Annotated in this window: 13 protein-coding genes and 1 pseudogene; 7 read left to right on the top strand and 7 right to left on the bottom strand. The window is 63.8% G+C overall.

All coding sequences use genetic code 11. From position 1 onward, the window contains the following. Positions 1-816: caspase family protein (locus I6F20_RS33060; protein ID WP_225129957.1), on the bottom strand; the 816-nt coding region annotated here is incomplete at its 3' end. A 347-nt stretch (positions 817-1,163) separates the two neighbouring features. On the opposite strand from I6F20_RS33060, the gene I6F20_RS33055 reads away from it, so the two are divergent. Next, on the top strand, positions 1,164-1,970 hold the full coding sequence (locus I6F20_RS33055) for an N-acyl homoserine lactonase family protein (RefSeq protein WP_109141775.1): 807 nt from the start codon (positions 1,164-1,166) through the stop codon (positions 1,968-1,970). Between the two features lie 90 nt (positions 1,971-2,060). Here the strand turns inward: I6F20_RS33055 and I6F20_RS33050 are convergent, their stop codons facing one another. The 4 genes and pseudogenes from I6F20_RS33050 to I6F20_RS33035 form a co-directional block, all read right to left on the bottom strand. After that, positions 2,061-2,411: a hypothetical protein gene (locus tag I6F20_RS33050; RefSeq protein ID WP_036030648.1), complete on the bottom strand. Its 351-nt coding sequence runs from the start codon at positions 2,409-2,411 to the stop codon at positions 2,061-2,063. 38 nt (positions 2,412-2,449) lie between these two features. After that, positions 2,450-2,614 (bottom strand): annotated as a pseudogene (locus I6F20_RS33045) (MarR family winged helix-turn-helix transcriptional regulator); the annotation flags it as partial. A 37-nt stretch (positions 2,615-2,651) separates the two neighbouring features. Then, complete coding sequence (locus tag I6F20_RS33040) at positions 2,652-3,371, bottom strand: class I SAM-dependent methyltransferase (RefSeq protein ID WP_225129955.1); 720 nt, start codon at positions 3,369-3,371, stop codon at positions 2,652-2,654. A gap of 88 nt (positions 3,372-3,459) precedes the next feature. Then, on the bottom strand, positions 3,460-4,002 hold the full coding sequence (locus tag I6F20_RS33035) for a MarR family winged helix-turn-helix transcriptional regulator (protein ID WP_225129953.1): 543 nt from the start codon (positions 4,000-4,002) through the stop codon (positions 3,460-3,462). A 111-nt stretch (positions 4,003-4,113) separates the two neighbouring features. Here I6F20_RS33035 and I6F20_RS33030 point away from each other — a divergent pair, with 111 nt between their 5' ends. From I6F20_RS33030 to fahA, 5 genes are all read left to right on the top strand, one after another. Then, positions 4,114-5,772, top strand: coding sequence for an FAD-dependent oxidoreductase (locus I6F20_RS33030; protein WP_225129951.1), 1,659 nt, complete (start codon positions 4,114-4,116; stop codon positions 5,770-5,772). An 8-nt stretch (positions 5,773-5,780) separates the two neighbouring features. Further along, on the top strand, positions 5,781-6,014 hold the full coding sequence (locus tag I6F20_RS33025; RefSeq protein WP_225129950.1) for a DUF2783 domain-containing protein: 234 nt from the start codon (positions 5,781-5,783) through the stop codon (positions 6,012-6,014). A gap of 18 nt (positions 6,015-6,032) precedes the next feature. Then, positions 6,033-6,989 (top strand): MBL fold metallo-hydrolase, encoded by a 957-nt coding sequence (locus I6F20_RS33020; RefSeq protein WP_225129948.1) that lies wholly within the window; start codon positions 6,033-6,035, stop codon positions 6,987-6,989. 2 nt (positions 6,990-6,991) lie between these two features. Beyond that, complete coding sequence (gene hmgA, locus I6F20_RS33015; RefSeq protein ID WP_225129946.1) at positions 6,992-8,338, top strand: homogentisate 1,2-dioxygenase; 1,347 nt, start codon at positions 6,992-6,994, stop codon at positions 8,336-8,338. 140 nt (positions 8,339-8,478) lie between these two features. Beyond that, positions 8,479-9,747 carry a fumarylacetoacetase gene (gene fahA / locus I6F20_RS33010; RefSeq protein ID WP_225129943.1) on the top strand — a complete coding sequence of 423 codons (1,269 nt, stop codon included), beginning with the start codon at positions 8,479-8,481 and terminating at the stop codon, positions 9,745-9,747. A gap of 9 nt (positions 9,748-9,756) precedes the next feature. Here the strand turns inward: fahA and I6F20_RS33005 are convergent, their stop codons facing one another. Beyond that, positions 9,757-10,068: a DUF1272 domain-containing protein gene (locus I6F20_RS33005; protein WP_225129941.1), complete on the bottom strand. Its 312-nt coding sequence runs from the start codon at positions 10,066-10,068 to the stop codon at positions 9,757-9,759. A gap of 74 nt (positions 10,069-10,142) precedes the next feature. Further along, a complete protein-coding gene (locus I6F20_RS33000) occupies positions 10,143-10,622 on the bottom strand; it encodes an Lrp/AsnC family transcriptional regulator (RefSeq protein ID WP_036016121.1) in 480 nt (159 codons plus the stop codon). Positions 10,623-10,743: 121 nt separating this feature from the next. Here I6F20_RS33000 and hppD point away from each other — a divergent pair, with 121 nt between their 5' ends. Next, on the top strand, positions 10,744-11,862 hold the full coding sequence (gene hppD / locus I6F20_RS32995; RefSeq protein ID WP_225129939.1) for a 4-hydroxyphenylpyruvate dioxygenase: 1,119 nt from the start codon (positions 10,744-10,746) through the stop codon (positions 11,860-11,862). Positions 11,863-11,966: the final 104 nt, after the last annotated feature.

The following is an 11,966-nucleotide window of genomic DNA, read 5'->3' as shown; positions in this document are numbered from 1 at the left end:
GTTGGCGACGACGGCCGGCGCGGCGGGAGGCGCGGGCGGCGGCGTTGCCGGACGCGATCCGCCGGCGCCCGGAATGAACGAGAAATCTTCGGCCAATGACGAGGAAATCCACGGCACCTGCTCGCCGCGCGAGGCGCGGGTGACGCCCATCTTGGTGCGGTTCAGCGTCTCCTCGGCCATCAGGTCGGGAACGCGGATTTCCTTCAGCAGCTCCTGGACGAACAGGCTGCGGTCGCCGCCGGCGTCCGAAACCACCGAGGCCAGCGCCGCCGAGTACATCACCAGCGTGCCGTTCGGGGCGATCACCGGGGTCAGGCCCGCTGAGAAGCTGCGGAACCGGCGCTCGAACGGGTTGCGCCTGGACGCATCGACCAGCGCGATCTTGACGCCGGCGCCGCGGGTGTTGAGCTCGCCGAGGACCGTCTCGAGGCTGAAACCATCGCGGCGCACGTCGGACTCGGTCCAGATCTGCGCATCCACCGGCAGCAGGTAGCTCTGGCGCGCGGACTGGATGCCGAAACCCGAGAAGAACACCAGCGCGACCGAGCCCGGCTTGATCTTGCCGTAGAGCTTGTCGAAGGCGCGGCGCATGGCGTCGCCGGTCAGATTCTCGCCGAGTTCGACCGAAAAGCCGTCGCGCTTGAGCTCGTCGGCGACGGCGCGCGCATCGTTGATCGGTTCCTTCAGCGGGGCATCCGCATCCGGATATTTGGCGTTGCCAATGACCAGCGCAAAACGGTCGCCGGCCGCAAGCGAGGGGGCCGTCGGGACGAGCGAGATCAGCAAGGGCAGAAGAATAAAGAAGCGAATTTTCATAATCAGCGCGGTCCAGCCAAAAGGCGCCGTTCCAGCTTGCGCCGCGGCGACCTTAACTTACGCTTACCTCATTATCAAACCGGGGACGGAGGGCGTCAACCGCTTGGAGATTCGACCTTATCCCGATGATGGACCGCAGCGGATGGGCATGCCGCGAGAGGAATGGATGGTGTTGTCATGACGGTCCTCGGTACCTCGATGCTGTCCGGCGGACCTTAGCGCGGCCAGGGCGGGTGAAGACGTGATCGATCTCACATTGCAGCCTCGCCTCCGGGTTTGACCTTTCCTGCCGGTGGTGGCTTGGTGTGCGCGATCGTCCTAGATCCAACTCTAAAAAAAGCGAGCCCATGGGAAACGTCTACGAGATCTACGCCCTGCGCTATGCGACGATGTCGCCGCGCACCCCCCACATGAACTTCCTCCTGCCCGACCCGCATGACAGCGCGGCGCAGGACCTCGATTATTTCGTCTGGCTGATTCGAGGGCACGGCCGCGACATTCTGGTCGATACCGGCTTCAACGCCGAGGAGGCGAGCGCGCGGGCGCGCAAGCTCACGCTCAATCCCGTCGATGCGCTAGAGCGTTTCGGCGTCGCGGCGTCAGCCATTCGTGACGTCATCGTGACACATCTGCATTACGACCATGCCGGCAATCTCGACCGCTTTCCCAACGCGCGCTTCCATCTGCAGGAGCGCGAGATGGCCTACGCGACCGGACGCTGCATGTGCAACGGCCTGCTGCGCCACCCGTTCTCGGTCGAGCATGTCACGCTGATGGTGCGCCACGTCTATGGCGAGCGCGTCACCTTCTATTCCGGCGATGGCGAGGTTGCTCCCGGCGTGACCGTGCACCGCGTCGGCGGCCATTCCGACGGCTTGCAGGTGGTGAAGGTCGAGACCGCGCGCGGCGCCGTGGTGCTGGCCTCCGATGCCGCGCATTATTACGCCAATCTGCAGCGCAAGAGCCCGTTCCCAATCGTTTATAATGTCGGCGACATGGCGCAAGGCTGGGACACGATCGAGCGCCTCGCCGGCCATCCCGACAGGTTCATCCCCGGCCACGATCCGATCGTGACCGAGATCTATCCGCGCGCCAGCGATGAGGTCGATGCCTGGGCGCTGCATCTGCCGCCGACGCGGTCGTTTGCGAGGTGATGGTGTCGCCGTCATTCCGGGTTCGCCGCTCTGCGGCGCCCCGGAATGACAGCTCGTAGGATGGGTTTCGCTGGCGCTCTACCCACCAGCTCAGTTCGGGGCGTTCAGGAGGTCGTGTAGACCAATGGCCTGTTGATCGTTGAGCAAGATCCGCTTCGCGCCAACATAAGTCAGCTCGAACCGTCCCGCTTCGTCGTCAATGGTTCGTACGCCATCGAGCACTGCAAGAAGCCCGAACAGCGCTTGATGGACTGATGTCGCGATCACGCGATTAACGTTATCAGCGTCTTCCGGTCGTAGGCCGTTGTACCAATCCGAGCACGCCCGCTCTCGGAGCGGCACACTCCTACCCGGAGGGTTCTTCAGACCGGCTATTGTATCTTCGATTGCGGCATCCTTCACATAGCGCTTGATGGCTTCAACGAATTCTTGGCTATTCATTTCGCCTCTCATCTACTAACCGCTCGCGACAGCCTGCCCTAATACGCCTGCTTGGCGTCGGCCTCTTCGCTGGTCTGGATCAGATCGAGGCTCTGCTCGATCTTGCCGAGCAGGGCCGAGAGCTGCTTGCGCTCCTGCGCCGAGAGGCAGGCGAGGATCTCGTCCTCTCGCCGCAGCAATTGCGGGAACAGCTCCTCGTAGAGTTCGTCGGATGGGTTGAGACGGGAGGCGGGCGCGATGTCAACGAGCACCGGCAGGATCCCCGCAAGCAACGATATCGTGGGGAGATTTTCGAGCCGCTAGCTCCGGAGGAGAGAATACCGCCAGGTATCCTCCGCCCCCTGCGAGCTTATATGTGGCGATCTCGCGATAGTCGACGGCGGTCAACTCGCAGCGCAAGAGCTCAATTGGCGTGCCATGCTTCGACGTCGGAAGCTCAAGATCGACAATTCCGACCCGCGCACCTTGCTTCAAGGCGGACGCAAGATTGTAGAGAAAGGCATAGGGTTGGGCTATCTCGTGATACATATGCACAAGGATTGCGGCGTCCAGCGAGGAAGCGGGCAGACGCGGGTCGTGTGGTTCGCCGAGCGCGAATTGCACGTTTGTCAACTTCAGAAGTTTTGTTCGCCTGGCGAGTTCGACGAGGTAATCCCGCGTGACGTCCTGGGCAACGATAGAGCCGGCGGATCCGACGAGGTGCGAGAGCCTGACCGTGTGGTAGCCACTGCCTGCTCCAATGTCGCCGACAGTCATCCCTGGTTTCAGTTCAAGAGCGCGTGCGATTTGACCGGCCTCATTGAGGGCGTCGCGGCGCTCTTCGGCGGAGCGGCGCGGGCTGACGATCCGTGCGACAGGACGCTGCGGTGAGGGAAACTCGTTTGCCGCGACTCCAGGGGGAGCCAGATAACCTATGTCAGCGGCGTATGCGCGAGTTGCGGCAAACGCCACAAGGAGCATCGCTATATACCTCGCTGCCGTCACGGTCCTACCAAGCTTTCTCAACCGGGCTCCCAAAAGCTGACGTCTGCGCCTTATGGGGGGCGCCCTAATACGCCTGCTTCGCATCCGCCTCTTCGCTGGTCTGGATCAGATCGAGGCTCTGCTCGATCTTGCCGAGCAGGGCCGAGAGCTGCTTGCGCTCCTGCGCCGAGAGGCAGGCGAGGATCTCGTCCTCTCGCCGCAGCAATTGCGGGAACAGCTCCTCGTAGAGCGCGCGGCCCTTCCTGGTCAGTTGCAGGCGGAATTCGCGGCGGTCGGCTTCGTTCTCGACCCGCTCGATCAGGCCGTCGCTGAGCAGCGCCGTCACTGCGCGGCTGATGGTGGATTTGTGCGTGCGGGTGCATTGCGAAATGTATTGCGCGCTGCAGGCATCATTGCGGAAGCCGAGCGTGGCGATGACGCGCCAGGCCGGAATGTCGAGGCCGTGGCGTTCCTGATACTCGACCGACAGCGCGGAACTGACCTCCGCGGCGAGCCGATTGAGGCGGAACGGCACGAACTTGAACAGATCGAGCCGCAGCTTTGGCCGCGCCGACGCCTCGTCGGCCGCGCGCGCTTTGAGCGCGATGTCGCTGGATGTCCTCGCCAAGGAGAGCGCCTCCGAATTCCAGTTGACGGCCGGCCGGCTCCGGTCCAAAATAGTTGCACGTGAGACTATCTAGCAGATCGATCCTGTCCTGACCAGAGCCGAGGTTCGTGTATGGCGCCGGCCAATACCCCTCACGCCAAAACCCTGAACGCCAAGACCGCTCAAGCCAAGACCCAGTTCGGCTACCGCCGTCACCCCGATCAGGACCGCCCCGGCTCGAGCCCCGCGGCGCATCCGGTCGTGATCGTCGGCGCGGGCCCGGTCGGGCTGTCGCTGGCGATCGATCTTGCCCAGCGCGGCCAGCGCGTCGTGCTGCTGGATGATGCCGACCGCATCGGCGAGGGCTCGCGCGCGATCTGCTTCTCGAAACGGTCGCTGGAATATTGGGACCGGCTCGGCGTCGGCGACCGCATGGTCGAGAAGGGCGTGGTGTGGAGCGTCGGGCGGATTTTCCACGGCGAGTCGCAGCTCTACCAGTTCAATCTCCTGCCCGAAGACGGTCACAAGCGGCCGGCCTTCATCAATCTCCAGCAATATTACGCCGAGGCCTATCTGGTCGATCGCATCAACGAGCTGCCGGAGATCGACCTGCGCTGGCGCAACAAGGTGACGGCGCTCGAGCAGCGCAACGATTCCGCGCTGCTGACGATCGAGACGCCCGAGGGCGCCTACCGCCTGAATGTGCGCTATGTCGTCGCCTGCGACGGCGCGCGCTCCTCGCTGCGGCAGATGGTCGGGGCGGAATTCGCCGGCCAGGTGTTCGAGGATCAGTTCCTGATCGCCGACGTCAAGATGACCGCGGAATTTCCGACCGAGCGCTGGTTCTGGTTCGATCCCCCGTTTCATGCCGGACGTTCGGCGCTGCTGCACCGGCAGCCCGACGACGTCTGGCGCATCGATCTCCAGCTCAACCGCTATGCCGATCCGGTTCTCGAGAAGAAGCCGGAAAACGTGCGGCCGCGGATCGCGCGCATGCTCGGCCACGACAAGTTCGAATTCGAGTGGATTTCGCTCTACAAATTCCAATGCCGGCGGATGGACCGCTTCATCCATGGCCGCGTCATCTTCGCCGGCGATTCCGCGCATCAGGTCTCGCCCTTCGGCGCGCGTGGCGCGAACTCGGGACTCGAAGACGCAGAGAATCTGTCCTGGAAGCTCGACCGCGTGCTGCGCGGCAAATCGCCTGCGAGCCTGCTCGAGAGCTACCATGTCGAGCGCAGCATGGCGGCCGACGAGAACATCCGCGAATCCACCCGCTCGACCGACTTCATGGCGCCGAACTCGCATCAGGAGGCACGGCTGCGCAAGGCGGTGCTGTCGCTCGCCAAGGAGACCGAATTCGGCAAGCGCATGGTCAATGGCGGTCGGCTGTCGGTGCCGTGCAGCTACGATACGCCGCTGTCCTCGCTTGATGCGGATGCGTGGCGCGGTGGACCCCCGCCCGGCGGTTCGATGCTCGACGCGCCCGCCGCAACGTCCGCCGGCGAGCCGATCTATCTGACGGATGCCTTCCGCAAAGGTGGAACGGATTTCACTCTGCTGTCGTTCAGCAATGGCGCGCCGATCGATGCGCCTGATGGTATCAAGGGCATCCGCATTGGCGCCGACGGTGAATTTGCCGATCCCTCGGGCCTGGTCGCAAAGCGCTACGGCGCCGAGCCGGGTGCCGCCTATCTGCTGAGGCCTGACGGTTATGTCGCGGCGCGCTTCCGTCATCCGACGCGTGCGGCGATCGCGGCGGCGCTGGCGCGAGCCGAAGGTTTGTATTGAGGTTTGGCATGCCGCTCTCCACCAGCTCGAACTTCGCACGCCCCGACGATGCCTTCCGTGCCATCGTCGAGGCGCATCGCGGTCTCACCGAGGAGCAGAGCGCCGATTTCGACGCGGCGTTGGTGCTGATCCTCGCCAACCATATCGGCGACATCGACGTGCTGCGCGAGGCGATCGGGCTCGCCAAGCGCCGCATGATCGATGGTCAGCAGCAACAACAGCAACAACAGCAACAACAATAGCCCTGTAAGGACGAATTCATGGCGAAGAACTTCGCATCCACCGGCGATCTCGCGGAAAAAAAGATCACCTTCTCCGAGATCGGCACCGATCTCTATGCCTTCACCGCCGAGGGCGATCCCAACACCGGCGTGATCGTCGGCGACGATGGCTGCCTCGTGTTCGACGCGCAGGCGACGCCGGCCATGGCGAACAAGGTGATCGAGCGGGTCCGCACGGTGACCGACAAGCCGATCAAATATGTCGTGCTGTCGCATTATCACGCCGTGCGCGTGCTGGGCGCCTCCGCCTATCACGCCCAAGGTATCGTCGCCTCGCAGGAGACTCATCGGCTGATTGCGGAGCGCGGCCAGCAGGATTGGGATTCCGAGTACGGCCGCTTTCCGCGCCTGTTCCAGGATGCGGAAAGCATTCCCGGCCTGACCTGGCCGACGCTGACCTTCGAAGGCGAGATGACGATCTATCTCGGCAAGCGCGAGGTGCGCCTGATGCAGCTCGGCGCCGGCCACACCTCGGGCGACATCGTCGGCTGGGTGCCGGATGCAGAGGTGATGTTCTCGGGCGACCTCATCGAATATCACTCGGCCTGTTATTGCGGCGATGCGCATTTGCGCGAATGGCCGATGACGCTAAACGAGATCCGCAACTTCAATCCGAAGGCGATCGCGCCGGGCCGCGGCGATGCGCTGAAGGGCACCGCCACGGTGCGCGAGGCCATCGCGATGACGCGCGACTTCGTCACCTCGCTCTATGGCGCGGCCGAAATCTCGGTCGCCAGGGGCCGCAGCTTAAAGGAATCGATGGCGGCGACGCGCGAGGTGATGGATCCGAAATTCTCGAGCTTTGCCATTTACGAGCACTGCCTGCCGTTCAACGTGTCGCGCGCCTACGACGAAGCGTCCGGAATCGACGACCCCGTGATCTGGACCGACAAGCGCGATCAGGAAATGTGGGCCGCCTTGCAAGGAGGAGGATAGTCATGAACATCAATACCTCGCCTGATCAGATCATCCGCAGCTCGGCCCAGGTGACGCCAGGCTACATGTCCGGCTTCGGCAACTCTTTCGAGACCGAGGCGCTGCCGGGCGCTCTGCCGATCGGGCGCAACTCGCCGCAGCGCTGCGCCTACGGACTCTATGCCGAGCAGCTCTCGGGCTCGCCCTTCACCGCGCCGCGCGGCAGCAATGAGCGCTCCTGGCTCTACCGCATCCGCCCCTCAGTGAAGCATTCCGGCCGCTTCGAGAAGGTCGACGCCGGGCTGTGGCGTTCGGCGCCGTGCCATGAATACGACCTGCCGATCGCGCAGCTGCGCTGGGATCCGACGCCGCTGCCGAAGGAGGATGTCACCTTCATTCAGGGCGTGCAGACCATGACGACGGCGGGGGATGTGAATACGCAGGCCGGCATGGCCGCGCATGTCTACCTCATCACCAAGTCGATGGTGGATCAGCATTTCTACGATGCCGACGGCGAGCTGATGTTCGTGCTGCAGCAGGGCAATCTGCGCCTAGTCACCGAGTTCGGCCGTATCGATGCCGAGCCTGGCGAGATCGTGGTGATCCCGCGCGGCGTCAAGTTCCGCGTCGAGATTCCGAACGGCCCGGCGCGCGGCTATCTCTGCGAAAATTATGGCGGCGCCTTCACGCTGCCGGAGCGCGGGCCGATTGGCGCCAATTGCCTCGCCAATGCGCGTGACTTCCTGACGCCGGTGGCAAACTACGAGGACAAGGACACGCCGACCGAGCTCTACGTGAAATGGGGCGGCTCGCTGTTCAAGACCACGTTGCCGCATTCGCCGATCGACGTCGTGGCCTGGCACGGCAATTACGCGCCGTACAAGTATGATCTGCGTACCTTCTCTCCCGTCGGCGCGATCGGCTTCGACCATCCCGATCCCTCGATCTTCACGGTGTTGACCTCGCCGTCGGAGACGGCGGGCACCGCGAACATCGACTTCGTGATTTTCCCGGAGCGCTGGATGGTCGCGGAAAATACCTTCCGGCCGCCCTGGTATCACATGAACATCATGAGCGAGTTCATGGGCCTGATCTACGGCGTCTACGACGCCAAGCCGCAGGGCTTCGTCCCCGGCGGCATCTCGCTGCACAATTGCATGCTGCCGCACGGCCCCGACCGCGACGCCTTCGAGCACGCCAGCAACGGCGAATTGAAGCCGGTGAAGCTGACCGGCACCATGGCCTTCATGTTCGAGACCCGCTACCCGCAGCGCGTCACGGCACACGCGGCGAACGCCGCCACACTCCAGGCCGATTACGCGGATTGTTGGAAGGGGTTGGAGAAGCGGTTCGATCCGGGCAAGCCGTAGTTACTTGGTCATTCCGGGATGCGCCGAAGGCGCAGGCCCGGAATCCATAACCACGATTGTGAATATGGATTCCGGGCTCGCGCTCCGCGCGCCCCGGAATGACGGCGGAGAAACTGTGAATAAACATTCGGCAGGAACCAATGCCCCACCCCAACGACCCCAGCCTCCGCTCCTTCATCGCCGTCGATCCGGCCTCGGACTTCCCGATCCAAAATCTGCCCTATGGCGTGTTCTCGACCAAGGATGGCCGTGCCCCGCGCCTCGGCGTAGCGATCGGCGACTACGTGCTCGATCTCTGGGAGCTCGAGCAAGATGGCCTGATCAGTGCGGGCGATCCGGGCACATTTGCAGGAGGACTGAACGCCTTGATGCATCTGGGTCCAAAGGTTTGGTCGAAAACCCGCGCGCGCATCAGCGAGCTCTTGCGGCACGACAATCCGGAGCTTCGCGATAACGAGCAGTTGCGCTCGCGCGCTTTCGTTCTCATGCGCGACGCGAAGCTCCACCTGCCCTTCGCCGTCTCCGGCTACACCGATTTCTATTCGTCGAAGGAGCACGCCACCAATGTCGGCGTGATGTTCCGCGGCAAGGACAATGCGCTGCAGCCGAACTGGCTGCATATGCCGATCGCCTATAACGGCCGCGCCTCCACCGTCGTGGTCTCCGGCACCAGGGTGAAGCGGCCGCGCGGGCAGCTGAAGCCGCCGAATGCGGAGCTGCCGAGCTTTGCGCCGTGCAAGCGGCTCGATTTCGAGCTGGAGATGGGCGTCGTGATCGGTCAGCCGTCGCCGATGGGCGGGATGCTCACCGAGAGCCAGGCCGAGGAGATGATCTTCGGCTTCGTGCTGCTCAACGACTGGAGCGCGCGCGACATCCAGCAATGGGAATATGTGCCGCTCGGCCCGTTCCTCGCCAAGGCGTTCGCGACCTCGATCAGCCCCTGGGTGGTGACGCGCGAGGCGCTGGAGCCGTTCCGCCTGAACGGGCCGGAGCAGCAGCCGGTGCCGCTCGATTATCTCAAGCAGACCAGGCCGCAGAACTACGATGTCGAGCTCGACGTCTCCTTGCGCGCTGCGGGTGCCAATGCGCCCGCCAGCATCAGCCGCACCAATTTCAAGTACATGTACTGGTCGTCGGTGCAGCAATTGATGCACCACGCCTCCTCGGGCTGCGCCATGAATGTCGGCGATCTCTTAGGGAGCGGCACCATCTCCGGCCCGGAGAAGAACCAGCGCGGCAGCCTGCTCGAGATCAGCTGGAACGGCACCGAGCCGGTCGAACTGCCCGGCGGCGCCAAGCGCTCGTTTCTGGAGGACGGCGACAGCCTCGTCATGCGCGGCTGGTGCCAGGGCAACGGCTATCGCGTCGGGTTCGGCGAGGTCGAAGGAACGATATTGGCGGCGGAGTAGCGGGCCAAATCACCGTTTCTCCGGCGGCACGTCGCGCACCCGCGCGCAATGCGCCGCGACATCCTCCAGGCTGTACTTCAGATGCACCCGCTTGTCCGACGGCGCCTGCTTGGCCGTGCACACGCCCGGCCGCCATTCCTGCGCCGGCCTGATCGGGCGCGGGGCGAGGCCGCCGCCGCAGTTCGGGCAGACATTGAACAGCTTGGTCTCGACGCAGTCCGCGCAGAACGTGCATTCATAGGAGCAGATCCGCGCATTGGTCGCGTCGGGCGGCAGGTCGCAATCGCAATATTCGCAGTTCGGTCGCAGCTGGAGCGCCATGTTGAATCTCCGCAACTGGAGCTGCGATCATCGCAGATCGCGTTGCCAGCGCGAATGCCATAGTTCCCTCGATTTCAGCCGGGCTTGATCTCCTTCAGCGGCAGCTTCGAGCTCTCCTTCAGCCTATCAAGCACGATCGAGGAGCGCACATGCGCCACGCTCTGGTGCGGCATCAGCACGTCATTGACGAGGTTGGACAGGCCCTTGAGATCGCGCAGCACGGCCTTGAGCACATAGTCGGCATCGCCCGTCAGCGAATACGCCTCCTGGATCTCATCGATCCGGTTCACCAGCGCGCGAAAACGCTTGGAATTGTCCGGCGAGTGGGTCGCCAGTCCCACCTGGATGAAGGCGATCACGCCGAAGCCGAGCGCCTCGCTGGAGAGGTCGGCGTGGTAGCCCGCGATCACCTTCTCCTCCTCCAGCCGCATCCGCCGCCGCGAGCATTGCGAGGCTGACAGGCCCGCGAGCTCGGCGAGCTCCTGGTTGGTGAGGCGGCCATCGTCCTGGAGCGCGCCGAGAATCCTGAGGTCGAAGGCGTCAACAGAAATCATGCGTCTTTCATCCGTTTCATGCGCGGATCGTGCATAGAATAGCCAAAGCCCGTCTCGTTTGCACGCTCATTGCATGGCCCATGAAGGATAGTTCCTGGCAGCAGCCATTTGGGAGAACACCATGGGTCCGTTTCCGCACGATGCACCGCCGGCCACGATCACTGCCGACAACCCGATGGGCACCGACGGCTTCGAGTTCGTCGAATACGCGCATCCCAATCCGCAAGACTTGCACGCGCTGTTCAAGCTGATGGGCTATGCGCCCGTCGCGCGCCACAGAACCAAGAAGATCACGGTCTATCGCCAGGGCGACATCAACTATCTCGTCAACGAGGAGCCCGGCACGCACGGCTATGAGTTCGTCGCCGCGCACGGCCCTTGTGCGCCGTCCATGGCCTTTCGCGTCGTCGATGCCAAGGCGGCCTATGACCGCGCGATTGCGCTCGGCGCCGAGCCGGCCGATGTGTCGTCGGCGCAGAAGACGCTCGATGTGCCCGCGATCAAGGGCATCGGCGGCAGCCTGCTTTATCTGGTCGATCGTTACGGTGCCAAGGGCTCGGCCTATGACGCCGAGTTCGAATGGCTGGGCGCGCGCGATCCCAAGCCGCATGGCGCCGGCCTGTTCTATCTCGACCATCTCACCCACAACGTCCATCGCGGCCGCATGAATGTCTGGGCCGGGTTCTACGAGAAGCTGTTCAACTTCCGCCAGATCCGCTTCTTCGACATCGAGGGCCGCGCCTCCGGCCTGTTCTCGCGCGCGCTGACCAGCCCCGACGGCAAGATCCGCATTCCGATCAACGAGGACGCCGGCGAGTCCGGCCAGATCGAGGAATATCTGGAGACCTATCGCGGCGAGGGCATCCAGCACATCGCCTGCGGCTGCCGCGATATCTATCGCACCATCGAAGGGCTGCGCGAGGCCGGCCTGCCGTTCATGCCGTCGCCGCCCGACACTTATTTCGAGAAGATCGATACGCGCCTGCCCAAGCACGGAGAGGATGTCGCCCGGCTCAAGAAGAACGGCATCCTGATCGACGGCGAGGGCGTGGTCGATGGCGGCCAGACCAAGGTGCTGCTGCAGATCTTCTCGGCCAACGCAATCGGCCCGATCTTCTTCGAGTTCATTCAGCGCAAGGGCGACGACGGCTTTGGCGAGGGCAATTTCAAGGCCCTGTTCGAATCCATCGAGGAGGACCAGATCCGCCGCGGCGTGTTGAAGGTGGGGGACGCGGCGTAGGCGCGGCCCGTCACGCACACTGCTGTAGGGTGGGCAAAGCGAAGCGTGCCCACGTCCTGCCCAATTGATACGAAGACGTGGGCACGGCGCTTCGCGCCTTTGCC

It is taken from the genome of Bradyrhizobium sp. IC3123, assembly GCF_020193625.1.
In the GTDB taxonomy this organism is placed as follows: domain Bacteria; phylum Pseudomonadota; class Alphaproteobacteria; order Rhizobiales; family Xanthobacteraceae; genus Bradyrhizobium; species Bradyrhizobium yuanmingense.
Note: the sequence above shows the minus strand (reverse complement) of the source record. Positions and strands in the feature narration are given on the sequence as shown.